This window comes from Mycobacterium sp. D16Q16 (assembly GCF_002013745.1).
Classification (GTDB): Bacteria; Actinomycetota; Actinomycetes; order Mycobacteriales; family Mycobacteriaceae; genus Mycobacterium.
Map to the genome: position 1 here is coordinate 288,589 of NZ_MAEY01000001.1, position 25,068 is coordinate 313,656.

22 protein-coding genes and 1 tRNA gene are annotated in these 25,068 nt (G+C 64.3%); 10 read left to right on the plus strand and 13 right to left on the minus strand.

Annotated elements, in window-relative coordinates:
• The first annotated feature begins 410 nt into the window (after positions 1–410).
• The 5 genes from B4394_RS01370 (at position 411) to B4394_RS01390 (ending at position 6,420) form a co-directional block, all read left to right on the plus strand.
• Positions 411–1,970, plus strand: coding sequence for a PPE family protein (locus B4394_RS01370; protein ID WP_078313924.1), 1,560 nt, complete (start codon positions 411–413; stop codon positions 1,968–1,970).
• Positions 1,971–2,044: 74 nt separating this feature from the next.
• Positions 2,045–2,761, plus strand: a complete 717-nt coding sequence (locus tag B4394_RS01375; protein WP_078309301.1) for a siderophore-interacting protein — start codon at positions 2,045–2,047, stop codon at positions 2,759–2,761.
• A 66-nt stretch (positions 2,762–2,827) separates the two neighbouring features.
• The gene (locus tag B4394_RS01380; RefSeq protein ID WP_078313925.1) at positions 2,828–4,345 is read left to right on the plus strand and encodes an FAD-dependent monooxygenase; all 1,518 of its coding nucleotides are present in this window, start codon (positions 2,828–2,830) and stop codon (positions 4,343–4,345) included.
• A 78-nt stretch (positions 4,346–4,423) separates the two neighbouring features.
• On the plus strand, positions 4,424–4,996 hold the full coding sequence (locus B4394_RS01385; RefSeq protein WP_078309305.1) for a TetR/AcrR family transcriptional regulator: 573 nt from the start codon (positions 4,424–4,426) through the stop codon (positions 4,994–4,996).
• Positions 4,993–6,420 carry an FAD-dependent monooxygenase gene (locus B4394_RS01390; protein WP_078313926.1) on the plus strand — a complete coding sequence of 476 codons (1,428 nt, stop codon included), beginning with the start codon at positions 4,993–4,995 and terminating at the stop codon, positions 6,418–6,420. Before B4394_RS01385 ends, B4394_RS01390 begins: the two co-directional genes overlap by 4 nt.
• Here B4394_RS01390 and B4394_RS01395 read toward each other — a convergent pair.
• Together B4394_RS01395 and B4394_RS01400 are read right to left on the minus strand one after the other, a co-directional pair.
• Positions 6,417–8,651: a molybdopterin oxidoreductase family protein gene (locus B4394_RS01395; protein WP_078313927.1), complete on the minus strand. Its 2,235-nt coding sequence runs from the start codon at positions 8,649–8,651 to the stop codon at positions 6,417–6,419. The genes B4394_RS01390 and B4394_RS01395 overlap by 4 nt on opposite strands.
• On the minus strand, positions 8,648–9,220 hold the full coding sequence (locus B4394_RS01400; protein WP_139359854.1) for a TetR/AcrR family transcriptional regulator: 573 nt from the start codon (positions 9,218–9,220) through the stop codon (positions 8,648–8,650). The genes B4394_RS01395 and B4394_RS01400 overlap by 4 nt, the downstream gene beginning before the upstream one ends.
• A 73-nt stretch (positions 9,221–9,293) precedes the next feature.
• On the opposite strand from B4394_RS01400, the gene B4394_RS01405 reads away from it, so the two are divergent.
• Positions 9,294–10,079 (plus strand): crotonase/enoyl-CoA hydratase family protein, encoded by a 786-nt coding sequence (locus B4394_RS01405; RefSeq protein WP_078313929.1) that lies wholly within the window; start codon positions 9,294–9,296, stop codon positions 10,077–10,079.
• On the opposite strand, the gene B4394_RS01410 is transcribed toward B4394_RS01405, so the two are convergent.
• The 5 genes from B4394_RS01410 to B4394_RS01430 all read right to left on the minus strand — a co-directional run bounded on the left by B4394_RS01410 (position 10,076) and on the right by B4394_RS01430 (position 17,703).
• The gene (locus tag B4394_RS01410) at positions 10,076–13,447 is read right to left on the minus strand and encodes an ATP-binding protein (protein ID WP_078309314.1); all 3,372 of its coding nucleotides are present in this window, start codon (positions 13,445–13,447) and stop codon (positions 10,076–10,078) included. The genes B4394_RS01405 and B4394_RS01410 overlap by 4 nt on opposite strands.
• Entirely contained in the window at positions 13,434–14,168 is a 735-nt protein-coding gene (locus B4394_RS01415; RefSeq protein WP_078288976.1) for a DUF4194 domain-containing protein, read from the minus strand. Before B4394_RS01415 ends, B4394_RS01410 begins: the two co-directional genes overlap by 14 nt.
• Positions 14,165–15,616, minus strand: a complete 1,452-nt coding sequence (locus B4394_RS01420) for a DUF3375 domain-containing protein (RefSeq protein ID WP_078309316.1) — start codon at positions 15,614–15,616, stop codon at positions 14,165–14,167. The genes B4394_RS01415 and B4394_RS01420 overlap by 4 nt, the downstream gene beginning before the upstream one ends.
• Positions 15,617–15,752: 136 nt before the next feature.
• Positions 15,753–17,564 (minus strand): fatty acyl-AMP ligase, encoded by a 1,812-nt coding sequence (locus B4394_RS01425; protein WP_078313930.1) that lies wholly within the window; start codon positions 17,562–17,564, stop codon positions 15,753–15,755.
• Positions 17,565–17,617: 53 nt separating this feature from the next.
• Positions 17,618–17,703, minus strand: a tRNA-Leu gene (locus tag B4394_RS01430).
• A 411-nt stretch (positions 17,704–18,114) separates the two neighbouring features.
• On the opposite strand from B4394_RS01430, the gene B4394_RS25585 reads away from it, so the two are divergent.
• The 4 genes from B4394_RS25585 to B4394_RS01450 are packed head-to-tail and all read left to right on the plus strand — an operon-like array spanning position 18,115 to position 20,285.
• On the plus strand, positions 18,115–18,519 hold the full coding sequence (locus B4394_RS25585) for an LAGLIDADG family homing endonuclease (RefSeq protein WP_286141868.1): 405 nt from the start codon (positions 18,115–18,117) through the stop codon (positions 18,517–18,519).
• 47 nt (positions 18,520–18,566) lie between these two features.
• The gene (locus B4394_RS01440) at positions 18,567–18,935 is read left to right on the plus strand and encodes a hypothetical protein (protein WP_176112812.1); all 369 of its coding nucleotides are present in this window, start codon (positions 18,567–18,569) and stop codon (positions 18,933–18,935) included.
• Positions 18,932–19,291 (plus strand): DUF3817 domain-containing protein, encoded by a 360-nt coding sequence (locus tag B4394_RS01445; protein ID WP_078313932.1) that lies wholly within the window; start codon positions 18,932–18,934, stop codon positions 19,289–19,291. The genes B4394_RS01440 and B4394_RS01445 overlap by 4 nt, the downstream gene beginning before the upstream one ends.
• Positions 19,292–19,349: 58 nt before the next feature.
• Positions 19,350–20,285, plus strand: coding sequence for an NADP-dependent oxidoreductase (locus B4394_RS01450; protein WP_078309323.1), 936 nt, complete (start codon positions 19,350–19,352; stop codon positions 20,283–20,285).
• 46 nt (positions 20,286–20,331) lie between these two features.
• Here the strand turns inward: B4394_RS01450 and rdgB are convergent, their stop codons facing one another.
• The 6 genes from rdgB to B4394_RS01480 are packed head-to-tail and all read right to left on the minus strand — an operon-like array spanning position 20,332 to position 25,065.
• Positions 20,332–20,952 (minus strand): RdgB/HAM1 family non-canonical purine NTP pyrophosphatase, encoded by a 621-nt coding sequence (gene rdgB, locus B4394_RS01455; protein WP_078313933.1) that lies wholly within the window; start codon positions 20,950–20,952, stop codon positions 20,332–20,334.
• Between the two features lie 8 nt (positions 20,953–20,960).
• Positions 20,961–21,740: a ribonuclease PH gene (rph, locus tag B4394_RS01460; protein WP_078288997.1), complete on the minus strand. Its 780-nt coding sequence runs from the start codon at positions 21,738–21,740 to the stop codon at positions 20,961–20,963.
• A gap of 51 nt (positions 21,741–21,791) precedes the next feature.
• Positions 21,792–22,553 (minus strand): cyclic nucleotide-degrading phosphodiesterase, encoded by a 762-nt coding sequence (locus tag B4394_RS01465; RefSeq protein WP_078298315.1) that lies wholly within the window; start codon positions 22,551–22,553, stop codon positions 21,792–21,794.
• A gap of 42 nt (positions 22,554–22,595) precedes the next feature.
• Entirely contained in the window at positions 22,596–23,450 is an 855-nt protein-coding gene (gene murI, locus B4394_RS01470) for a glutamate racemase (RefSeq protein ID WP_078313934.1), read from the minus strand.
• A complete protein-coding gene (locus B4394_RS01475; RefSeq protein WP_078314212.1) occupies positions 23,447–24,106 on the minus strand; it encodes a rhomboid family intramembrane serine protease in 660 nt (219 codons plus the stop codon). Before B4394_RS01475 ends, murI begins: the two co-directional genes overlap by 4 nt.
• A complete protein-coding gene (locus B4394_RS01480) occupies positions 24,103–25,065 on the minus strand; it encodes a cysteine synthase (RefSeq protein WP_078309332.1) in 963 nt (320 codons plus the stop codon). Before B4394_RS01480 ends, B4394_RS01475 begins: the two co-directional genes overlap by 4 nt.
• Between the last annotated feature and the right edge of the window lie 3 nt (positions 25,066–25,068).

Consider the following 25,068-nt stretch of genomic DNA (forward strand, 5'->3'; position numbering starts at 1 on the left):
CCACAAACGGGTGTCCTCCGCTGCGTGGGGCTACCGCAGATGTGGCCGAAACGCGAGTAGGGCTCGACGAAGCTGAGTCAGGTGCGTGACACCGGACACGGCTGCGCGACGACTAGCAGGCATTGCGCAGATAAAGACCTTGCGCCGCAGCCGACAACAACGTCGCCACCGAACGCGAGTAGCGAATAGTTCACTGCGGCAGGATAATTGGCAGTGTTCCACTACATCAGTGATGTAGTGCGCGATGAGCCAGGACATGGATTAAAGCTCTCTTTGTTGTGACTTTCAGCTGTCCTGGGTCCCCGCCCACCCACAAATGCCGTAGTTACTCGGCACCCCTTAGCGAGGAGTCCACACATGCGTGTCCCACCTTCCGCGCCAATTTCGACTGGCAACGAGGGGCGGCGGCCATGACCGGGTCAATTTGGCTTGCCTCTCCGCCAGAGGTGCACTCGGCGCTGCTCTCTGCGGGCCCAGGGCCCGGCGCGCTCTTGGCGGCTGCCGCAACCTGGAGTTCTTTGGCCGTCGAATATCGCGCGGCGGCAACCGAAATTGGGCAACTGTTGGCCGAGGTACGCGCTGGCACATGGGAAGGATCCAGCGCTGACCAGTACTTCGCCGGGCACCAGCCCTATCTGAGCTGGCTCGAGGAAGCCGCAGACTGCAGTGCTGTGAACTCCGCCCAGCTCGAACAGTCGGCAGCCGCCTACACGGCCGCCCTGGCGGAAATGCCCACTCTGGCGGAACTCGCGCTCAACCATGCCGTCCACGGGGCCCTCGTGGGCGCGAACTTCTTCGGGATCAACACCATTGCGATCGCTCTGAACGAGGCCGATTACGTGCGTATGTGGATTCAGGCGGCTACCGCCATGGCGACCTACGCCAGCATCGCAGAGGCTGCCTCGGCGGCGCTGCCGCGCCCGCTGCCCGCGCCGCCGATATTGGCCCCGCCGCCGTTCGGGACTGCCAACCTTTCTGCCACAGCACATATGCAGGCCTCTAATGGTCAAATAGCGCTGGACAACAGTCAATCCACCGTTCAGTCCCTTCTGGAGGAGATCCTCAAAGCATTGCTTCCGCCGGGGTTCACTGACGTTCTCAAAGAGTTCCTCAAACTCGATCTTCGGCAGCTTCTGACACTGCTGATCACCCACCCCGCGGCGGCGCTGAGCGCACTTGCCCCGTTGCTCACAGCGATGCTGGGGCTAGGCCAGTTCGTGGCCACCAGCATTTTGTTGTGGACACTGCAGATCGGTTCGGCACTGCTGCTTTTCGCCCCTGCCATCGCCCTTCCGTTGGCCATAGCGTTTGCCTCCCCCGAGTGGCTGGCCGCGACCATCGGGCAGACGCCGTCACCCCCGCATACATCGACAGGTGTTGCCCCTGCCTCCCACCCCCGCAGTCTCGCACTGGCAGTTCTTCCAGCACCTGGCTCCGCATCCGCGCCCGCCACCGCACCGGCGGCGACTGCGGCACCGGCAGCCACGGGTACGCCCGCGGCGACGAGCCCCCCTGCGCCAGCGGGTGGGTGGTACGCCGTGTACGGCGCTGCGGCCGGCCCGCGCCCGCCCGAGAGCCCCGCGATCAAAGATCGAACGGGGAGCCCCCTGCCGCAGGCGACTGATGCCGCAGCATCTACCCAGACCGCCGGGAAAGCTCCCGCCGCGGCAAGGCGGCGGCGCCAACGGCACCCCGGCATAGCAGACCGCCGGATGTATGTCACCGAGCCTCTGCACGAGCCTGCCGAACTGGGCCCACTCCCGGCGCAATCCGCGCCTGCCGACTCAACCCACACCATGACCCCAACGTCCCGCCGCAGCATGGTCGTATCAGGTCGCTCAGGTATCAACACGCAGCAGACCGCGGCACCTCGCGGCTACGCGGACCGTGACACAGCCCGGCCTGTCGAGCGGATCGCAACGCAGCCTTTAATACCTGGCGGCTGGCCGCCAGGTGACGACACCCCATGACGGGCGCTACATGCTCAGCAGATGCCAGACCCCTACCCCCCCGCCGGTGCTGCACCGCGGAGAAAGCGACGACGATGGTCCCCATTACCTCACGCCTGTCCGACATGCTTTCCGATGTTTTGTTCACGCCGGTGCAGGTTGCCGAAGTCACCTATCTAGCATCGTGTTTCGTCAAGATTCGCATCACCAGCCAGGCATTCCAGCGCGCACAATGGACCCCGGGTGACAAGATGCAGGTTCGGACACGGCGCGGCTCTCTTCAAATGCGCGCCTACACGCCAATCAGCTGGGACCATCACGCGGGCTCCACAGAGCTGATTGCCTTCCTTCACGGCAGCGGCCCCGCGGCCGATTGGTTCGGCAACATCACCATCGGCGCCGAGTGTGAAGCCTTCGGGCCGAGCCGCTCCCTAGATCTGTCGAAAACGGCCGAGTCGACAGTATTTGTCGGGGATGAAACTAGCGTCGCACTGGCTCATGCACTGCGCACCGTTAACCCATCGGCCCGATGCATTTATGAGGCAACGGATCTCGCTTCGTTGTGTGCACTACTTGCCATGCTGAAGCTGAACGACAACACCCGAGTCGTCACCAAATCCCAGGATCGCAGCGCACTGCTTGAACAGCTGCGAGAAGCGATGGAATCCGCGAGTGGGCCACAAGACCTCATCGTCAGTGGCGATGCAGCCACGGTGAACGCCGTGCGCCGCGCCGTGCGCCGGTGGCCCGACATTGCACCACGGATCAAGGCACGCGCGTACTGGGCGCATGGGCGGCCGGGACTGAGTTAATGCTGCGCCGAAGTAGCCGTCGGGCAGGCAACAGCAGATTCGCGAATGCACTAACTAGGAGATGTCATGATCGATGTACTGATCGTTGGGGCAGGCCCTGTCGGACTGTTATTGGCTGGGGAACTGATCCTCGGCGGGGCGCGACCGCTGGTATTGGAAGCTTCCGACGGAACTGAGTCCCGCACAAGGAGTTTCGGCCAGCGCTCAGTCAATGGACGCAGCTCTCGCACGCTGTCCCTACGCGGACTCGTTCCCGCGCTAGAGGCCGCGCAATCGGCCTGGATTGACTGCTTGGCTGAGGCCGGACAACAGGCAAGCGATACAGACCAGCTGTCGACGGTGCTTCACCTGATGCGTGACGGACGCGCGGCAGGCCACTTCGGCGGACTGCCGCTGACGGCCGACGCCGCCGCCAGCGGTCGCTGCTACCTGATGAAGCAACACATGCTGGAAAACGTCCTCGCCGACTGGGCTACCGGACTGGGAGTGCACATCGAGCCTGACACCAGGGTGACTGTCGTTCGGGACGAGGAGAATTCGGCGGTGGCAGAGCTGGCCGACGGGCGTTCGATACGCGCGAGTTACGTCGTTGGCTGCGATGGTGGCCGAAGCGTGGCTCGCAAAACTGCTGGTTTTGCCTTCCCCGGCACACCGCCCACCATGACGGGGCGGGTTGCAGTGGCCGAACTTTCTAGCCGGGACACACCTACCGCGATTCTGCGCGGCCCCAACGGCCTGGTGAACAGCTTGATGGTGCCCGGCGAGATCACGACTGTCGAGTTCGACGGCACCGGTCCAATCGACCGTGATGCGCCGATGACTCCCGACGAGTTGCAAGACAGCATGCTGCGGGCCGGCGGCCTCTCGGTGACAGTGCACAGCCTGCACACCGGGACGCGGTTCAGTGACAACACCAGGCAAGCCGACACCTACCGGCGCGGACGTGTACTGCTGGCCGGTGACGCCGCACACGTGCACTCCCCGATCGGCGGGCAGGGACTCAACCTCGGGCTACAAGATGCCGCGAACCTCGGCTGGAAGCTGGCCCTCGTAGTCACCGGTCGCGGCCCTGACTCGCTGCTCGACACCTACACCACCGAGCGACATCCCGCCGCTGCGCGCGTACTGCGCAGCACGCGCGCCCAGGTTGCGTTGATGCGCCCTGGTCCACAAGTTGACGCGCTCCGGGACATCCTGGCGGAGGTGCTCGCGATCCCGGACGCACACGAATACTTCGCCGCATTGGCGAGCGGCGCGGACCAAGACTATGCACCTGACTCGGCCCATCCGATGGTCGGCCGATTCGTACCGAGCGAATTGCTGCCCCTGGCAGCGCTACATATGCGCGACGGCCGTTTCCTCCTAGTGGATTTGACTGGCCGCGAACAACTCAACAAGTTCGTCGCCGAAAACGGCAGAGTACAAGTGGTGCGTCTAGACAACGCAGATTTAGGCGTCACGGCCCTGCTGGTACGGCCGGACGGGTACGTGGCGTGGGTAAGCCAGGATGCGAGCATGACTGGGTTGGCCGATGCGCTCAGCCAGTGGTTCGGAAACGCCCTGCACTCCGACGTCAGCGGCTAAGAGTTGATCGAGCCGCCTACGCGACATTCATATATTCAGAGCATGACTCAAGTGTACGTATGACGTACACTTAATATCATGGTTCCACGCGGTGTCGCACGCACCACGGCAATACTCGATACCGCCTTACGCGTGTTAGTCCGTGAAGGATACGAACGATTCACCATGGATTCCGTTGCGGCGCAGGCACATGCCAGCAAGACGACCATCTACCGCAGATGGAGAAACAAGGCTGAACTGGTGAAGGCTGCCCTCGATGCACACGACGCGGGCTACAACGAACAGGTTCCCGATACCGGCTCGCTGCGGGGCGATCTTGTCGCAACGCTGACCATGCTGCACCGCAAAACCGAAGCGGTTCCACCAAGTCTGTACGTGGATCTCATCCGCGCGATGGAGCACGACGCGGAGCTGGCCGACGCCATCAACCGGCACCTCGCAGATCCGGGCCTGTCTCCTTTCGACGCTCCCCTGTCTCGGGCGATCGCACGCGGTGAAACATCTCCGGAAATCGACCGCGCGCTGGTTCATGATGTCGCCGAGGCAATGCTCGCGCACCGATTGACCGTGAAGGCGGCAGTCGATACCGCATTCATCGATCGACTCGTCGACGACGTGCTGATCGTGCTTATCCGGAGCACGATCTCGTGACCGTGGTGATCGCCGGCGCGGGCCCCACTGGCCTAACGCTGGCCTGTGAATTGGCACGTCGCGGTGTCCCGTGCAGGGTATTGGACAAGGCGCCCAGCCTATTTCCGGGCTCCCGCGGCAAGGGGTTGTCACCGCGCACCCAGGAGGTTTTCGACGATCTGGGCGTCGCAGAGGCGATCAGATCGGGCGGTATGGAAATGCCGCCATTCCGTATCTACGCCGGAAGCGAGATTATCGCCGAGCGAACGCTTCTCGAGATGCTGGGTTCGCATATCCCGTCCGGACCGGGAGTTCGCTACCCGGGGTTTTGGATGGTGCCGCAATGGCGGACCGACGAGATCCTGCTCAACCGATTGCGTGAACTCGGCGCGGATGTGGAATTCTGCTGTGAAATAGCAGGTTTTGAGCAAGATGCCGACGGAGTGAGCGTTAGGGTGATGCGGGACGGCACTCCCGATCGGATACGTGCCGCGTACCTGGTCGGCACCGACGGCGGGCGCAGCACCGTACGCAAGGTTCTCGGTGCCGGATTCGCCGGCGAGAGCTTCGAGAGTGAACGAACACTGATCGGCGACGTTCGGGCCGAGGGGCTGGATGGCACGTTCTGTCACGTGTTGACACGCGGCGGTCAGGTGGCGGAACGCTTTTCGCTCTGGAACTTGCCGGGCAGTGCTCACTATCAGTTCGTCGCGAGCATGGCGACCGACGATGTTCCGCCCCTGACTCTTGAGGCGGTACAGACCCTTCTGAACCACCGGTCCGGACGCGAAGACATTGTGCTGACCGACCTCCGGTGGATATCGCTGTATCGGGTGAACGCGCGGATGGTGGACAGGTTCCGAGAGGGCCGGGTCTTGCTGGCCGGAGATGCCGCCCACGTGCATTCCTCGGCAGGCGGCCAGGGCCTGAACACCAGCGTGCAGGATGCCTACAACTTGGGCTGGAAACTGGCGGCAGTCATCGCAGGCGCCTCCGCGCAGCTGCTGGACACCTATGAAGAGGAGCGAATGCCCGTCGCCGCATCGGTGCTGGGGCTGAGCACCGATCTGCATCACCGCAACTTCGAGCCCTCAGAGGACCCTGCGCCACAACTACATCAGCTGGACATCACGTATCGCGGCCGATCATTGGCCGTCGACGACCGCCCTTGTCCCGGGGCGCTACGTGCCGGCGACCGCGCACCGGATGCGATACTGCGGGAAGGCCATCGGCTATTCGACGTCCTGCGCGGCACACACTTCACCGTGCTCACGGTCGACGATCGGACCATCGACATCGACGACGTGCGCGTCCAGCGGATCACGCCGTCAACCGATTACGACGTCACGGAGCCGACACTCGTCTTAGTGCGCCCAGACGGGTACATCGGAGTCATGACCGAATCCGAAGAGACCCTGCGCGCGTATCTCGCCCGCGTGCGCTAGACGCTGACCGCCAGCGGTTCGATACGCGCAGGAACATGCTTATGCCATGGGGTGCCCGCATATTCATCGCGCCAGGCCGACGACGTCAGCGCGTTCGGCGCCACACCCGGCACGTGCGTTTCGCCGTACTCGTCGGTGTAATCGAGGCCGAACCCGTTCGGGAGTGAGGCGTGTCCGGCCTGCATCATGTCGCTGATCTCGACGGTGGCCTCCGCACTACCCGCCGCGGTGGAGATGCGAACCCGGTCGCCGTCAGCGATGCCGAGCCGATGTGCGTCCTCCGGGCTTATCCGTAACGCGCCCTGCTGGTCCCGTTTACGCCAGGACGGATTACGCAGGATGTCGTTGGCGGTGTACGCCCGCCGCTCTCCCGCCGACAGCACGATCGGAAACTCCGGTGTCGTCAGCTGCGCCGGACGGGATGCCAATCCTCGTATTTCGTCCAGCATTTCAGGGATCGCAAGCGCGATCTTACGGTCCGCGTGCGTAATGAGAGCGAAGTCGTCTTCGTACTCATGAATCGTGAAAGTCACACCGGACGGACTGTTCAAGATGGCGTCAAAGAGCGCGTTGCCATCCGGGTGCCCGGCCCGCGCCACCGCCTGCGGATAGGTCATCATGGCCTTCTGCGCCAGGCCCCACAGTGCGGCGGCACCCTCCAAGCCCTTGGGCAGGGTCGGTCCGAGGGTTTCGTACAGGACATACGGTGCCAGCGGACCGAGTGCCGGATTGGCCAACACCGCGAAGAAGGCCTGTAAGTAGGCATCCCGTCCCTGTGCGGCGGCTTCGCGCAGCGGCTGCAGCTCCGCGTCGTCGACCACTCCCAACGCTCGCACCAATCGGGCCCAAATCTCGGGCTCGGGCAAGGTCCCAGGCTCCGGTTCGAACAGTGGGTGCCTCAGCTGAAAGGTGTTGTGCGGAAACTCAAGATTGAAGAAGGTCGCCTCGACCTTCTCGAATTGGGTGGCCGCCGGCAGCACGTAATGGGCAAGACGGGCGGTCTCTGTCATCGCCACATCCACGACCACCAGGAGCTCCAAGGCCTGGAACGCCTCTTTGCACCGCGCCGAATCCGCCAGCGAGTGCGCAGGATTGCTACTCTCGACGACCATCGCGCGGAACCGGTCGGGATGATCGGTGAGGATCTCTTCGGGGATCACGTTGGAGGGCACCAGGCCACCAATGATCGGGGCTCCGGTCACCGGGGTCTTGCCGAAGAACCCGCCCATGAGTGGTGCCATCCATGAATGCAGGTGCTGGCCACCGCGTTTGGCGAAGTTTCCGGTGAGAATCCACAGCATCTTGTTGAGGTAGGAACTCAGGGTGCTGTTGGGGGCCTGCTGAATCCCGAGGTCTTCGAAGACCGCCACGCTCTCGGCGGCGGCAACACGGCGGGCTGCCCGGCGGATGAGGTCCTCCGCTACACCGCAGCGCTGCGCGTAGTCGCTGATGGGTACCGCACGCAGCGCATCCCGAACCTCCTCGGTGCCGGTGACATGCTCGGCGAGAAATGCTTCATCACAGAGGCTCTCCTGCACCAGCACCGCGGCGAGCGCCGCAAGACACCAGGCGTCGGCACCGGGGCGCACCCGCAGGTGAAAGTCGGCCATCTTGGCGGTATCGGTGACCACCGGGTCGATGACGATCATCGAGCGCTGCGGATCCTTGGCGATCTCATTGAGCACCACCCTCGCCCGCGGAAAGCTCTGCGACATCCATGGGTTCTTCCCGACGAAGACCGACACCTCGGCATGCTCGAACTCACCGCGGGTGTGCCCGCCATAGAGATTCTTGTCGATCCAGGCCTCGCCCGTCTTCTCCTGCGCCAGTGCGTTAGAGCGGTACTTGGACCCGATGGCCTTGAGGAAGGCGCCACTGTAAGCGCCGCCCAGGTGATTGCCCTGACCGCCGCCACCGTAATAGAAGATCTTGTCGCCGCCATAGCTGTCACGGATGTGCTTGAAGCCCTCGGCGATCTCCACGATCGCCGTATCCCAGTCGATTTCCTCGTATGTGCCGTCGGAGCGCCGCCTCATGGGTGAGGTCAGCCGGTTGGCATTGTTCTGGTAATGATCCAGGCGCAATGCCTTGTTACAGGTGTACCCCTGGGATGCCGGGTGGTCTTTGTCGCCACGGATCTTGGCGAGTGTTCGCCCCTCGGTCTGGACAACGATGCCGCAGTTGCACTCACACAGGATGCAGGCGGTGGGCAGCCAGTTGGTGGCGGTCATGACAAAGCCTCCTCGATCAGCGTGCGTAATTGCTTATGCACCACATCGATTGGTGTGATGTCATGGATCGATCGCGCGACGATGATGGCCCCCTCCAACGAGGTTGTCATCAGCATCGCCAGCTCGTCGGCACGCGCACGGGCGACGCCGGCACTGGCCAGCTTGTCCGCGATGATGCCGATCCAACGCTGGAAGACGGCCGCCGAGTGCTCGATAAGCTTCTGATTACTGGCCGGACTCTCCGGATCCCCTGCCTCGACCGCGACCGCCACCACGGGGCATCCCGCACGGAAGTCGCTGCGCACCAACTGCTTCCGATAAGAGGCGACAAGCGTGTCCAGAGCCTCCACCCCCGAGGGTGTGGAGTCGATCATCCCGGCAATGTACTCACCGGCCAGATCCACTGCCTCGCCAAGTAACTGAGTGCGTCCGCCGGGAAAGTAGTGATACGCCGAGCCGCGCGGCGCGCCGCTGTGTTCGAGCACATCGGAGATGGCCGTCGCGTGGGCACCACGCTCGCGAATCAGCAGGGCGGCCGAGGTCACCATTCGTTCACGCGGGGTGCTCAATCGTCGTCCTTCCCGAGGTGCACATGGCTATGTATGCTGCTCTACATAATCCGCTAACGACACGGAGAAGTCAATGTCTGAGTACGAAACCCTGAGCATCCGGCGCGACGGATACGTCCTGGTGATCGGCCTAAACCGACCCGCCAAGCGCAACGCGTTCGACAAGGCGATGCTGCAGGAGCTATCACGGGCGTTCGGCGAATTCGATGCGGATGCCGAGCTGCGGGCCGCCGTGCTGTACGGGGAGGGGACGATGTTCACGGCCGGCCTCGACCTGGCCAGCGTGGCGGCCGAGATTCAGAATGGCGCGTCATTGACCGCCGAGAACGGAATCAACCCGTGGCAGGTCGACGGTACGCACTTGTCCAAGCCGCTTGTCGTCGCCGTGCATGGCAAGGTACTCACGCTGGGCATCGAGCTCGCGCTCGCCGCAGATATCGTGATCGCGGACGAGACAGCGACGTTCGCACAGCTTGAGATCAACCGTGGCATCTATCCGTTCGGTGGCGCCACCATTCGCTTCCCGCGTACAGCGGGTTGGGGCAACGCGATGCGGTGGATGCTGACGGCGGAGCCCTTCGACGCCACCGAGGCTCATCGCATAGGGATCGTGCAGGAGGTCGTACCTGTCGGCGAGCATGTCGACAAGGCGATCGCGATCGCCCACACCATCGCGCGCCAAGCGCCGCTGGGTGTGCAAGCTACCCTGCGCAACGCTCGGTTGGCTCTCGCCGAGGGCGAGGCCGCTGCCGAAGTTCAGCTTGTGCCCACCATCCGCGAGCTGTTCACCACCGAGGACGCCGCCTTGGGCGTGCAGGCATTCTTGACCCGCACCGCCGCCGAGTTCGTGGGTCGCTAGCGCGCGGTGACCGCCCTGCGCACGTCACCGAGCTCGCCGATGGGCACGGTGCGTGTCGAGGCCACGGGCCGCACACCCGGGCCGTCGGGCTTGGACACCATGACCACGCTGTCGATATAGGGCTGAATGGTCGTGGTGTTCTGCACGGTGGCAACGATCACCAGCTGGAACCCGAACTTGCGGAATGCCGACAGCGCCTGCTGCGCGAACTGCGGGTCCGACTTCGAGAACGCCTCGTCGAGCATCAGCTGCGCGAACACCGGCCGGTTATCCCCCGTCTCGGGATTGGCCAGGTTGAAGCTCAACGCACCGGCAAGGCAGAACGCCATCAGCTTCTCTTGTTCCCCACCGGAATTCGCACCCGCATTGCTGTAGGTGCGGATCGCTTCGCCGCTCGTGGCATCGCGCTCCTCGCAGTACAACACGAAGCGGTTGCGTACATCCAACGCGTCGCGCGTCCACTGCCGGGCCTCGGGAGTCTCGGCCGCCAGCAGGTTCCGCAGTTGCAGAATGTCCTGGTACTGGTCGTGGATGGCTTTCTCGTCTCCCATCGACACTGCCACCGCTCGCCCCGAGATGCGCCGGGCCCGCTCATTCAGCTCACCCACCGCCTCGAGCGCCTTGGGCTCGGCTCGCAGGGTCAAGCGCGTCCCGCGGTTGAACTCCACCGAGCCCAAACCGCTATTTACCCGGTCGATCTGGTCGGTGATGCGGTGCGCCTCCTCCTCCGCGAGCTGGTGCAGCCGCAGGACCGCGGTGGGTGCCTGCTCGGTGATCAGCCGCAGCATCCGCTCGTAGGCGGCGGGCAGATCACGCTCGTCGATCCGGCGGCACAAGGCGACGTAGTCGTGGATCTTCTCGTCGAAGTTCTCACTGTCATTGGGAATCGAGTCCGGGAAGTCCCGGTCATAGGCGTTGAGAATTCGGTTGAGCTCGTTTCGTGAGCGGGTGACGCTCTCGCGCAGCACCGACTGGTCCTTCTCGATCTGGCGCCACAGCTCCAGTCGGTAGGAGTCCGGCTCCAGCACGTCCAGGCTTGACGAGAGCTGTGGAACATACGTCTCGATACCGGATCTGGTGTGCCCGCCTACCTCACGCGGATTCAAGTTGTCCATCAGATCCAAAAGGCGGGTACGACGCGAGTCATGTTCAGATTCTTGTCTTCTCAATGCACCAATGCGCTCCGAGAGCTTCTTGATCTCGTCGAGATATGAATCGGCCTGTTGCTGCAGACCGGTGAGGTCGGGGTTGGCCTCCAGCATCGTCTCGTATTGGTCTTGCAGCCGTGCCACGGCGGCTTCCGCCGAGTCCGTGTCGATCTGGCTCCAATACTCGTACTGGCTGTGCAGTTTGGACCACCGCACCACTTCCGAGCGCAGTTCCTCGCGCTTGGTATCCATTTCGCCGATGAACTTCTCGGCGTCACCGACGGCCTGCTGAGCCTCGACCACATCATCGGAGAGCGCCGCCCGCTTGTCGCCGGCATTGCCCTGATAGATGTACTGCGAGGCGCGCAGTTCGCGCCGGTCATCCTTGACCGCGCGCCGGTCGCCGTCCTTGCGCAGTCCCTGATCGGTGACGGCGCGGCGGTGCTTACTGAACTCGTCGGGTGTGTCCACGAGCACGTAATCGCCCACGCCGGCGACCAGATTCATGGCGGCACTGGCGCATTCGTGATTGGGGTTGGTGAGTCGCAGGCAGTCGGCGAGGGTGCCGGGTTCGGCGCGTCGAGGCGACCCCGACGGAATCACCCGTTCCATCTGGAGGTAACCGCGCATCGGGTGCTCGTTGACGTATCGCAGCACCTGCCGGTGGTGCTGGTCCGGTACCAGCAGACACAGGCCGGTGGACCGCAGCACCTTTTCCACAGACTTGCGCCACCGCTCCTGGCCCGGACGCAGATCCATCAGTTCACAGACGTAGGGCAGGTCCTTGGCGGTAAGGCCCAGCGCTGCCGCGATTTCGCCACGCATGCGGTCCTCGTCGGGAGGCACCGGGGTGCCTAGATGCTCGACGCGCTTGAGCTCGGTGGAAGCCGCCCGCAATTGATCGCGCGCCGTCGACAGAGCACCGGCGGCCATCACGTAGGCGTCATGGCCGGCTTCGAGCTCCGCGTTGATCCGGGTGACCGCGCGCAGGCTCTCCACCCGCATGGCTTCGAATTCCTCGGCGGATTCGACATCCTCATCGTGCCCGAGATCCCCCAGCGCGCTGTCGTAGGCGGTACGCCGGCGCGACACCTCCTCGGCACGGGCACGGGCATGAGCCAACTCGCTCTTGAGCGGTGCCAGGTTACTGTCGGCGGCGGCGATCCGGCCGAGCAGCTTGTCCCGTTCACCGGTGAGAATGTCCTGGCGCGACTGGATTTCATCGCATTCACCGCCGAGCCGGGTGATCTCGGTGTCCAACAGATCGATCTCAGGCCCTGCCAGGGCAAGCCGCTGCTGGTCTACATAGTCGCGCACGGTGTGGTGGTCCACGACGTCGACGGTGGCCAGCTGTGCGGCATCGCTGGCGTACGTCTGCTGGATCTGTTCGATGTCGCCCAGGGTCTGCCGCTGGCGCTGTGCGACCGCGAGCGCGGCGCGCGCGTCGACCAGCGGGGTGATCTGCCCCAGCGCCTCGGAGATCGCGGCCATGGACTCTGGCTCGTCGAGCATGTATTCGCGCACGAACTGTTCCAGGCCGCCAACACTCTTGAGCGACTTGGCCTTGCCCAGCAGCTGCTGCGCCGCCGACGAGCCCTGAATGCCGACGGCGGCATAGAGCTGCTCCAGGTACCAGCGTTCACTCTTGTGTCCACGCCAGCCCGCGCCCTCGAAGACCGCCGCGGAATATCCCCTACTCGCCCAGGCATTGCACAGGTCTCGGATATCGGCGTCGGCGTCAATCAGGTAGTAGCGACTGGAGGAGTCCGAATCTGAGCCCGGAGCAAGCCATTTGAGTACCAGACCGGTGATTACCCGGCCGTCGGTGCCCGCATACGTGACCGCGATCGCCGACCATGCCCCGCCCTTACCGCGCAGGAACATCTGTTTGGGCCGCTCCCCCGGGTTCTTCAGCTCACCCCACAGACCCCGCACGTACTTATCGACGGTGCGCTTGCCCATATTGGAGCCCGCGGCAGTGGTATCACTGGATGCGTTGAAGTTACGGCGGTTTGACGACAGAAACGCCAGCGAGATCGCGTCCAGCAGCGAGGATTTACCACTGCCGGAGGAGCCGGTGATCAGCGTGCCGCGGCGGCTGAACTCAATGCTGTGATACCCGTCGAAGACACCCCAGTTGATGACCTGCAGCCGGGACAGCCAGAACTGCTGGGTGGCTGCGCCACTCGGCCTGCCATTCAGGTCGTCATTCGTCGTCATCGGTATCGCCATCTTCTTCGTCGGTGGAGTCTTCTGGGGCGGTGCCGCCCCGCTGTAGCTGCTCGTACTGGCGTTGCAACGCCTCGATCATCTGCGCGGACATCAGCGCATTGATGACCGGGCTGATGGTGTAGCTGTGCTCGTCATCGCGGGTGCGTTGCAGGATCTCGGCCTTGGACAGTCGTTTAATGGCCTCGTCGACACGGTCGCGCAGCATCGCTTCATCGCGGTCGATGTCGTGACTGACGTTGGCGAAGAGCTCGTGGATATCGTCGCGGCTCACCAGTACGTGCTCGTCGTGTGCGGTCCGTGCGATCTTGGCCAGGTGCAGGGCAACGATCGATGCGTAGGTGCCCAGGGGTTCGCGGCGCAACACCCGGGCGCCGTATGCGCTGGGATTCTCCAGCGGAGCCGGCTCGGCGTACGCGACCTCGAGATCGTCGAAAACCCGCAACCGCAGGTCCAATTCGGACAGGCGCGAGGCCAGCACCTTGCGGTGCTCGATCATCGACGCCCACAGCTCGGGCTGGCCATCTTTGCTCAGATAACGCCGGGCCACCAGGTTCTGCAGCGCCCAGCACGCCTTGTCCGGCAGCTCGCTGGTATCGCCGTCGAACCGCGGTCCCTTGACAATTCTTGGCGCCGAAGCATCGGGTTCGACACCGGGAAGATCATCGAAGTTGATGTTTCCCAAGGGGGAACCTGTGGTCACAGCGCTCATATTTCTTCCTCGACACTCGCCAGCACTGGTTCACGGAACATCAACTGCGGCACCTCCATCACCCGGTCCTGCCCGTCCAGGGACCGGAATTTCACTCTTACCGATTCGCGGTCGGCAGTGCTGTCCTGCTTGAGGGCAAGCGACCACAACACGATGACATCACCCAGGTACGGCGCTTCGACGTGAGAAATCATGTCGGGCAACGACACTGGCCCCTTGGCGACGGCGTTGTTCACGGTTTCGGCCAGTGAGGCCATATCCACCTGGGTGGCCAGCGCCGAGAACCCGCTCAAATCGAGCGGCCCGGACGGCGCATCCTGCGCAAGCACCGGCGGCGCGGTGTCCTTGATCGTGAACGAGAGAGCACCAATGGCGGCCGCGGCCGAGCGGCCGATCGGTAGCTCGGCGTCAATCAGCGAGTCCGCGGTGGACACTTTGAGCAGAGCGTGCCCAGCGGCCAGTGCGTCGTTGAGCTGTCGGGCGCGCCCACGCGCCTGCTCCGTGGTGCCGGCGGCGAAGAATCGCCGGATGCGCTGCGCGCAGCGCTGTTCGATGCGGGAGACCTCCGCGACCTGTTGCGACACCAGCTTGAAGAAATTCTTCATGACATCACGCAGCCCCGGATCGAGCTCGGGCAATCCCTCAGCCACACAAGCGATATCACCGCGCAGGGCGGCGCGCTGATCGGGGTCTTGGATGGTGCGCGTGAAAGCGGCGTAGGAGGCCCGTTCCCGGGAGTCGAAAAGGGTGTCATAGTCGGCGAACATCCGTCGCGCACGGTCCCGGAACCCGGTGTCGGAGTCCTCTGCGGCATCGATGAGTCCGGCGGTGATCTCGTTCTGCATGCTGCCATAACGCACGATGTCGGTGATCACCTGTTCCATCTGATAGGCGATGGCTCGGGTCTCGTCCTCAAGATCGACGATGTCCGGTTCGGGCCGATATCCCTCATCGATGGCGTGCAACTGGGTCTGCAGCTCGGCGATCTGGGCTTCGATATCGGAACGCAGGCGGGCCGGGTCGCCGTCCAGTTGGGTGGCGACCCTCTTGAGGCCCGCGGCGATACCCGCGATGGATCCGCCGGTGGCCACGCTGTCGGCACGGCGTAAGCGGCGGACGAAGGCCAGCGCGCTGCGGGCATCCTCGGTCAGCGAGCAGACGTTCTCGGCGTCGGGACCAGCTCCGTCCGACGCGCGGTGCAGCCAGCCGTCGCTTGCCCAGCTCTTGATGAGGGCGAGTCCTGACTGTTCACCCAGTCCAACCGCGACCACGTCCCGGTCCAGCTTGGCCACCAGCTGGGGCTCGGAAACCTTGGCGCTGCGGTCCAGGTGGCGCTCCATCAGCGTGATGTACGGCGCCAGATTCTTGGCGGCCAGCAGCCTGACCGCACGGGATTTCTGCACGTCGTCGTTGTGCGCGAACAGCTCGTCGATCGTCAGGTCATTCACCGCACACCTCCATCACATCGCTCGCGCTTGTTCCCCGGCCAGCGCGGCCGTCATAGCCGCTGGCCCGGAAAACCTACCGGGCCGACGGGGGCGTGGCGAATGGGCTCGCTGACGTGGGACAAATGAGGCAAATGAGTTAGCTGGGATCTCCGTGGACACCCAGGGTGCCGTCCATGTACTGGCGGCGGCATGCCCATCGCGCCAGCTTTCCGCTGGTGGTCCGCGGGATGGCACCCGCAGGGAGCAATCGCACGTCGGAGAGTTCCAGGCCGTGTTGGGCGTGGGCCGCCGCACGGATCGCGTCGATGGCCTCCTGCGGGTCGGCCTTGGCGGTACGCGAGGCCCGCTCGGCGACGATGACCAGACCGTCATCGACGGTGAACGCGGTGACGTATCCGCGGCGGACAATCGGCGAGGCATCAGCGACGGTGGCCTCGATGTCCTGCGGGTAGTGGCCGCGCCCATCCACGGTGAGGTGGTCGGCGATGCGGCCGGTCACGTACAGCTCACCGTCGAGGTAGAAGCCCAAATCACCGGTGCGCAGCCAGTCGCCGCCCGCCTTGGCCTTATCAGCATGGCTCGTCGCGAGCGTCTCGCCGAGCCGGGCGTGAAATGTCCTCGCCGTATCCTCGGGGCGCCCCCAATACCCACGCCCAACGTTGTTGCCCCGCAACCAGATTTCGCCAATGCGACCGTCTGCGAGCTCATTGCTCGTCTCGGGGTCCACGATGACACCCGCGAGACTGCGGGCAAGTTGGCCACAGGACACATGGACGGTGGCAGTGGGCGCATCGGGGGCGGTGGGCACCGCCCGGCCTTCGGCGAGCTGGTCGCGGTCGAGGTAGATGACAGAGGGTTCGGCATCCGGGGCGATATTCGAGATGAACAGGACCGCCTCGGCGATACCGTAGGACGGTTTGAACGCGGTCGCCGGTAATCCGAAGGGCGCGAAGGCTTTTTCGAACGTACGGATGGCGTCGATACGCACCGGCTCGGACCCGATGATCATCACGACATTGCCCAGGTCGATGTCCGCGCCGGCCTTGGGTACACCACGTTGCGCGGTGTACTCGTAGGCAAAGTTCGGCGCGGCGGTGATCACGCGGCCTTCCTTGCATCCATCGGAAAGCGCCTTGATCCAGCGTTGCGGGCGACGGACAAAGGCTGTCGGCGACATGAGGGTGGAGTGGCCGCCGTAGACAGTCGGAAAGCCGATCATGGACAGACCCATATCGTGGTACAGCGGTAACCAGCTGCAGCCGTGAGTGTTTCGGTCCAGCAGATCGATCGACAGGATCATCTGGGTCAGGTTGACACCGACGGCGCGATGAGTGATCTCCACTCCGACCGGCGGGCGCGTGGCGCCTGAGGTGTACTGCAGATGTGAGATGTCGTCATCCACGAGATGCACGTACTCAAAGGTGTCCCCCGCGTCGTCGGGGATCTCGTCGATGAGCAGGATTGTCGGCGCGGGGATCTCGGTGAGGCCGTCGAGAAACTCACGAACGGCTCCGCGTACCGAGGCCGTGGTCAGGACAACCGTGGGCGTGCAGTCCCGCAGCGCGGTGTCCAGACGCTCGGCGTGGCCGGGCAGCTCGGGGGCGAAGAGTGGCACCGCGATGGCGCCGGCCTTGATCGCCGAGAAGAATCCGACGACATAGTCCAGACCCTGCGGAGCCAGGATCGCTACCCGATCACCCCGTTCGATGTGGCGTTGCAGCGTGGCGGCCACCGCCTTCAGGCGCACCCCGAGCTGGGACCAGGTGAGCTCAATGCGGGCGCCGTCCTCGGAGGTGGTGAAGTCCAGATAGCGATACGCGACGGTGTCACCGACGTTCCTGATGTTGCGCTCGATGAGGGATATCAGGGTGGTGCCGGGTGGCAATGCGACGTTTCCGTCGGCATCCAGGCAATCGTCGATATCAAGCAAACCGTCAGCGCGAACCACGATTTCAAGTCTAGGCGCGGATGGAGATTGCACCGGGTCGCCCACGAGACCCCTGGTGCGGGCGGAGGGAGTCGAACCCACACGTTCTTACGAACACGGGCACCTAAAGCCCGCGCGGCTGCCATTTCGCCACGCCCGCAGGGCTCCGATCGTACCTCGTCGCTGTCAGAGACCCCGGTTATGTTCGATCACACATTGCTTTTGAGGAGTTCCCGTGCGATCCGCAGACGAGTTTTGTCGAGTCCAACGGCTCATCCAGACCGGGATGAACGACTGTGCCATCGCACGTCACACAGGGATACCTCGACCGACGGTGCGAGATTGGCGCTGCCGGCCTGGAGTCCTCATTAGGGCATCTACCAACGTGACAGCCTGTGGGGCAGCTCACGATCAGTCTTCGCTACATGCAGCAAGCTACGCCTACCTGCTAGGCCTCTATCTAGGCGATGGCTGCATCTCACGGGACAGACGTACCTGGCGTCTCAGGATCACCTTGGACCGGAATTATCCGGTCATCATCGAGCAGTGTCGAGCCGCAATCGATGTTTTGATGCCTGGACAGCATGCCGCGATTGTTCAGTGCCCCAAGGGATGTGTGCAGGTCTCTCATTACTCCAAACACTGGCCTTGCCTGTTCCCTCAGCACGGCCCCGGCCGCAAGCACCATCGCAAGATCGCCCTCGAACCGTGGCAGCAAGACCTCGTCGATCAGGCCACCGAAGACTTTCTTCGCGGCCTGATACACAGCGACGGCTGCCGGGTGATCGCCAACGACCGCGGGGTCGCCAGCATCCGATACCACTTCACCAACCGCTCCGAAGACATCCTCGGGCTCTTCACCAACGCACTCGACAGTCTCGACATTCCCTGGAGCCGATCGACCAAGTACGTGGTCTCCATCTACCGCAAGGCGGCCACCGCGCGTCTCGACGAGTTCATCGGACCGAAGCGCTGACCAGGGGCATTGGCATCTGCGTCCACCTCACGCGGTACCGTCAGAAGGTGTCCACTACACGGCGTCGGAGACCGGCACTGATCGTGCTGGTCGGCGTCAGTGCGCTCGCGTTCCTGGGCCTGGCCTACTGGCAGTTCCAGCGCTTCGAGTCGGTGACCGGTGACGGCCAGAACCTTGGCTATGCGTTGCAGTGGCCGCTATTCGCGGCATTTGTGATCTGGGCCTACCGGCGCTTCGTCCAGTACGAGGACGAGGGTCCGCCCCCGCCGCCCATCGATCGCGTGACCGAGATTCCTGAGGGGCTGCTGCCCGAGCGCCCCGCCGCCGCGAAGCCGGACCCCGCCGACCGCACACTCACCGAATACAACGCTTACCTCGCCGCCCTGGCCGAAGAAGATAGGAAGCCCGCCCCGTGACCGAGCATGAAGCCACGTCCGACGCGCCCGTAGTCACCACGCCGGTCGCGAAGATCCGCGGCGCACTGTGGCGCTATCGCATCCTGGCGTGGACCACCGGTGTCTGGCTGATCGCCCTGTGCTGGGAGATGTGGCTCAAATACATTGAGCACGTTCCGCATCCGCCGAGCTGGATCGGGATCGTGCACGGCTGGATCTACTTCGTGTACCTGATCTTCACCACCGATCTGGCCATCAAGGTGCGCTGGCCGTGGCCGCGCACCGCTGGCACGCTGCTCGCAGGCACGATTCCGCTGCTCGGCTTCATCGTCGAGCATTACCGCACCAAGCAGGTCAAGGAACAGTTCGGCGTCTAGCCGAAAGAAATCTCCAATGTCAGGAATACTGACATGACGATGCGGCTTGGATAGCGGTATGACCACTACACATGCAGTTGTCGCCACCGCATATGGCGCATCCGATGTCCTCGAACTCCGCGAAGTGCCGATCGACGGTCCCGGCGAGGGCGAAGTCCTTGTCGACGTCAAGGCCGCCGGCGTTAATCCGATCGACTGGAAGTTGTACTCGGGAGCTTTCGGTACCGACCCTGCGAATCTCCCGATGCGCCTCGGTCTCGAGGTGTCCGGAACAGTCGCAGCTGTCGGTTCAGGTGTCGACGGGCTCAAACCCGGCGACGACGTCATCGCCGCCGGGCAGATCGGCGGCTACGCCGGGCAGATCATCGCCTCGGCGGATGAGGTGTTCAAGAAGCCTGCGAATCTATCCTTTGCCGAAGCTGCCGGGTTCCTCCTCACCGGGCAGACCGCGGTTCACCTCCTGGAAGCCACCAACGTCACCGAGGGCGACACCGTCCTGATTCACGGTGCCGCGGGCGGTGTGGGGCTGCTTGCCACCCAGCTCGCAAAGGCCCGTGGCGCGACGGTGATCGCCACCGCGAGCGCTGCCCGCCACGACCAGCTGCGCGGATATGGCGCGATTCCCGTCGAGTACGGCCCCGGTTTACAAGATCGTGTCAGCGCCATCGGATCCGTCGACGCCGCCCTCGACCTCGTCGGCACCGACGAGGCTGCCGACGTCTCCCTGGCACTCGTTGCCGACAAAGACCGCATCGCGACGATTGCCGGATTTGGCCGTGCCGCAAGCGATGGCTTCAAGGCGCTGGGCGGCGCCCCGGGCGCCGACGCAGGCACCGAGATACGGCTCGCCTCCCGTCCCGAGCTGATTCGACTGGCGAGCAACGGCGAACTGAAAGTCACCGTCGACCGCACCTATCCATTGGCCGAAGCGCGCCAGGCCCACGAGTACGTGCAGACCGGCCACGCCCGCGGAAAGATCATCCTGCAGCCATAACCCTGCGCGAGCAGTCCCCGGCGTGCGGGGACTGCTCTCCAGGAGGCTAGGGCGCGGTGCGGCCGAGGTTCACCAGGTTGCGCAGCATCGGGAGCAGCGCCGCCAGCGCCCGCCCGCGATGCGATACCGCATCCTTCTCTTCGGGTGTCATTTCCGCCGCGGTCCGCAGACCCCCGCGCGGTACGAAGATGGGGTCGTAGCCGAAGCCGTTCTGTCCCGCGGGTTCCCGTGCGACGGAGCCTTTCCAGCGTCCCTCCACGACGACCTCTTCGCCCTGCGGCGTCACGAGCGCGCACGCTGAAACGAACGCCGCCCCGCGACGTTCATCGGGCACCTCGGAAAGCTGGGCCAGTAACAGTGCGGTGTTCGCGGCGTCGTCTCCGTGCCGTCCAGACCAACGCGCGGACAGCACGCCCGGCATCCAGTTCAGCGCGTCCACCGCAATCCCGGAATCATCGGCAACGCAGGCCAATCCGGTCTGTCGCGCACCCTCACGCGCCTTGATCAGCGCGTTGTCCTCGAAACTGGCACCCGTTTCGGGCACTTCCTCGTATTCGGGGACGTCGGTAAGCGAAACCAGTTCGACCCCGGTAACCCCCGAAGACTCGAGAACCCGATGCAGTTCCGCCAGCTTTTTTGGGTTACGGCTTGCGACAAGTATTTTCATCCCCCCGCCTACTTCGAACCGAACGCCTTCTTCTGTGGCGCGTCAGGCAGTACACCCGGGTAGGGCAACGCGAGTGCTTCCTTCTGCAGAACGAATAGCTGCTCGGCAGCTCCCACCGCGGCGTCAAGCAGCTTGTCCAGCGTTGTGCGCGGGAAGGTGGCACCCTCGCCGGTGCCCTGCACCTCCACCAACGTACCGGTGTCGGTGGCCACCACATTCATGTCAACCTCGGCGCGCGAATCCTCTTCGTACGGAAGGTCTACCCGCACCCGGCCGTCCACGACGCCGACACTCACGGCGGCAATCGCGCAGGACAGGGGCTCTTCATCGGCCAGCTTGCCATGCGCGGCCAGGTAGGTCACCGCGTCGGCCAGTGCCACGTAGGCGCCGGTGATGGCCGCGGTGCGGGTTCCGCCGTCGGCCTGCAACACATCGCAGTCGATGGCAATGGTGTTCTCCCCCAATGCCGACAAATCGATACACGCGCGCAGCGAACGCCCGATCAGGCGGCTGATCTCCTGGGTACGACCACCCACGCGCCCCTTGACCGATTCGCGATCGCTGCGGGTGTGGGTAGAGGCCGGCAGCATCGCGTATTCGGCTGTCAGCCAACCAAGTCCAGAACCCTTGCGCCAGCGCGGTACACCCTCGGTGGCACTGGCGGTGCACATCACCCGCGTCTGGCCGAACTCGATGAGTACCGAACCCGCCGGGTGGGAAGTGAATCCCCGCGTGATGGTTACCGGGCGCAACTCGTCGTCTTGTCTGCCGTCTTCTCGTCTGGACACGCCCTCGACCTTATCGTCTCCGCCGGAGTGCCGAGTGTGAGTGGGGCAGAGCTACAGGTCGATGCTCTCCCCGGCGACCACGGCCCGCACCGGCCCGTCGAACGCCGATTTGGCCTCCGCGATGACATCCTCGCGCGAGGTCCACGGCGGGATGTGGGTCAGCAGCAGTTCCTTCACACCCGCTCGAGCCGCGATCTGACCGGCTTCGGTCCCCGACAGGTGAAGGTCCGGCGGACGGTGCCCCGGCATGTGCGTCCATGACGCCTCGCACAGGAACACGTCGGCATCGCGAGCCAGCTCGACCACGGCATCGCAGATGCCGGTGTCTCCGCTGTAGGCCAGCACGGCGCCCGACGTGTCCTCGATCCGCAGCCCATAGGACTCTGGCGGGTGTGCCACCCGAGTGGGTGTCACGGTGAGCGACCCGAATTCGACGGGCACGCCCTCGCTCCATGCGTACAAGTCGAAGATGTCGGTGAAATCGTCGACCTCGCCCCCGATCTCAGCGGAGGCCGCGCCCACGCGCACCAGAGTGTCGGCGGGGCCATACATGATCGCCTTACCCTTCGGCGGATTCGGGTGATAGCGGCGCCACACGAACAGACCCGGCAGGTCGAGGCAGTGGTCGGCATGCAGGTGCGACAGCAGAACGGACACTGATCCGGGATCGGCGAAACGTTGCAGAGAGCCCAAGACACCGCCACCGAAGTCGATGACCAACGGTGGCGCATCCGGTGCCGTCAGGAGGTAACCAGACGCCGGTGAATCCGGTCCGGTGACACTGCCTGAGCAGCCGAGCACGGTGACTCGCACAGCCCCTAGCTTGCCACGCCTGGCAAGCGTCTCGGCAGAGGGCTAGAGAGGTGTTGCAATTTCGGTGTAACCCGGAACACCGCTAGCTCGAGTTTGCACTGCCGTCACAGCCGGGCCGAGGAATCGGGCCGCCAGGGCGCGGAACGCGTCGGGGTCACCGGTTGCCTCGAAAATACGGTTCGGACGCGAGGCGCTCGGGTCATCCGGATGCGGCCGCAGCAGATCCCTCTCCGACAGCACCCGCAGCAGGTCCTTGGCAGTTTCCTCGGCACTGGACACCAACGTGACGTCCTCGCCCATGGCGAGCTGGATCAACCCGGACAGCAACGGATAGTGCGTGCAGCCCAGCACCACGGTGTCGACCTGAGCCCGCTGCAGCGGCTCCAGATAGCCCTCGGCCAGCTGCAGCACCTGCCGCCCACTGGTGATGCCGCGCTCGACGAAATCGACGAACCGTGGACACGCCACGGCCGTAATTTCGGTATCGCGCGCGGCCGCGAACGCGTCCTGGTACGCACCCGACGCAATGGTCGCCGCGGTGCCGATGACGCCGATCTTGTTGTTGTGCGTGGTGTGCACGGCCCGTCGCACGGCAGGCAGGACCACCTCGATGACCGGCACCGGAGCGTAGCGCTCGCGGGCGTCGCGCAGGCATGCCGCCGAGGCCGTATTACAGGCGATCACCAGGGCTTTCACCCCGCGCCCGACGAGATCGTCCCCGATGGCCAGCGCATGTCCGCGGATCTCCGGAATCGTCAGCGGACCATACGGACCATTACCGGTGTCGCCGACGTAGACGATGTCCTCGTCGGGCAGCTGATCGATGACGGCCCGCGCGACGGTCAATCCTCCGACGCCGGAATCGAATATCCCGATGGGTGCGCTCGGGCTCGTCATGTCGTCAGCCTCGGTGGCGATGAGGCCTTCGCCTTGCGTTCCCTACCCGAGAGCCAATAGGCCGCGAGTACGCCGGCGATAGCCCCACTCAGGTGCCCCTGCCAGGACACGCCGAACTGTCCGGGCAGCACACCCCACAGCACACCGCCGTAGAGAACGATGACGATGACACCGATGAGGATCTGACCCACCTTCCGGTTGAAGAACCCTCTGACGATCACATAGGTGAGCCAGCCGAAGATCAGGCCCGAAGCCCCGATGTGGTTGGTCTCGTACGGCGAGCCGAGGTTGCCGATGAGCCACGTGCCGACTCCGCCGAGAACCCAGATGATCGCGGTTGCCAGGAGGAAGCGTCCGAGCCCGGCGGCCGCCGCCAGGAAACCCAGTACGAGCGCAGGCACCGTGTTGGCAACCAGATGCCCCCAGTTGGCATGCAGCAGTGGGGCGAACAGGATGCCGTCGAGTCCGTCCGCCTCCAGGGGGCGAATGCCGTTCTCATCGAGACGGTGTCCGGAGACCGAATCGATGCCCTCGACGACATAGAGCAGCGCGACGAACGCGACCACCAGGATTCCCCCGGTGACCCACTGTGGACGTCCGGACCGCTCGGGACGGGCTGGATGGAACCCCTCCGGGCCACCCTGATATCCCGTCATGCCCACAACTGCCCTTCCAGCGCGTCCTCTGCGTCATCCACGGTACCGGCGTACGCACCGGTCGACAGATACTTCCAGCCCGCGTCGGCCACCACGAAGGCGATATCCGCCCGCTCGCCGGCCTTGACCGCCTTGGCGGCCATGCCGAGTGCCGCGTGCAGAATCGCACCGGTCGAGATGCCCGCGAAGATGCCTTCAACTTGCACCAACTCACGGGTGCGGCGCACCGCGTCGAACGACCCGACCGAAAAGCGTGTGGTGAGCACCTCGGGGTCGTACAACTCGGGTACGAATCCCTCGTCGATGTTGCGCAACGCGTAGACACCTTCGCCATACCGCGGCTCGGCGGCAACAATTTGTACGTTCTGCACTCGTTCGCGCAAGAACCGTCCCGTACCCATCAGGGTGCCGGTGGTACCCAGCCCGGCGACGAAGTGCGTGATCTCGGGCAGATCGGCCAGAATCTCCGGGCCGGTGCCGTGATAGTGCGCGGCAGCATTTGCCGGGTTGCCGTACTGGTACAGCATCACCCACGAAGGGTTCTGCGCGGCAAGTTCTTTGGCGGTGGCGACGGCGGTATTGGAGCCGCCTTCGGCCGGGGAGAAGATGATGCGGGCGCCATAGAGCTCAAGCAGCTGACGCCGCTCGATGGAGGTGTTCTCCGGCATCACGCAAATCATCGTGTAGCCCTTGAGCTGGGCGGCCATCGCCATCGAGATGCCGGTGTTACCGCTGGTGGGCTCGAGAATCGTGGCTCCCGGTTCCAGCAGCCCGTCTTGCTCGGCTTGTTCGATCATGCGCAGCGCGGGCCGATCCTTGATGGATCCGGTCGGATTGCGGTCTTCCAGCTTGGCCCACAACCGCACGTGCGGATCGCCGTTCCAGGCCGGGGACAGCCTCTGCAACCCGACCAACGGCGTATTCCCGAGGGCCTGCAGCAGCGAGTCGTAGCGGGTCATGCG

Bases quoted from the DNA above. Each gene is read 5' to 3' on its own strand.
- B4394_RS01370 (WP_078313924.1), top strand. From the start codon at position 411: ATGACCGGGTCAATTTGGCTTGCCTCTCCGCCAGAGGTGCACTCGGCG.
- B4394_RS01375 (WP_078309301.1), top strand. From the start codon at position 2,045: ATGGTCCCCATTACCTCACGCCTGTCCGACATGCTTTCCGATGTTTTG.
- B4394_RS01380 (WP_078313925.1), top strand. From the start codon at position 2,828: ATGATCGATGTACTGATCGTTGGGGCAGGCCCTGTCGGACTGTTATTG.
- B4394_RS01385 (WP_078309305.1), top strand. From the start codon at position 4,424: ATGGTTCCACGCGGTGTCGCACGCACCACGGCAATACTCGATACCGCC.
- B4394_RS01395 (WP_078313927.1), bottom strand. From the start codon at position 8,651: ATGACCGCCACCAACTGGCTGCCCACCGCCTGCATCCTGTGTGAGTGC.
- B4394_RS01405 (WP_078313929.1), top strand. From the start codon at position 9,294: ATGTCTGAGTACGAAACCCTGAGCATCCGGCGCGACGGATACGTCCTG.
- B4394_RS01410 (WP_078309314.1), bottom strand. From the start codon at position 13,447: ATGACGACGAATGACGACCTGAATGGCAGGCCGAGTGGCGCAGCCACC.
- B4394_RS01415 (WP_078288976.1), bottom strand. From the start codon at position 14,168: ATGAGCGCTGTGACCACAGGTTCCCCCTTGGGAAACATCAACTTCGAT.
- B4394_RS25585 (WP_286141868.1), top strand. From the start codon at position 18,115: ATGCCTGGACAGCATGCCGCGATTGTTCAGTGCCCCAAGGGATGTGTG.
- B4394_RS01450 (WP_078309323.1), top strand. From the start codon at position 19,350: ATGACCACTACACATGCAGTTGTCGCCACCGCATATGGCGCATCCGAT.
- rdgB (WP_078313933.1), bottom strand. From the start codon at position 20,952: ATGAAAATACTTGTCGCAAGCCGTAACCCAAAAAAGCTGGCGGAACTG.
- murI (WP_078313934.1), bottom strand. From the start codon at position 23,450: ATGACGAGCCCGAGCGCACCCATCGGGATATTCGATTCCGGCGTCGGA.
- B4394_RS01475 (WP_078314212.1), bottom strand. From the start codon at position 24,106: ATGACGGGATATCAGGGTGGCCCGGAGGGGTTCCATCCAGCCCGTCCC.
- B4394_RS01480 (WP_078309332.1), bottom strand. From the start codon at position 25,065: ATGACCCGCTACGACTCGCTGCTGCAGGCCCTCGGGAATACGCCGTTG.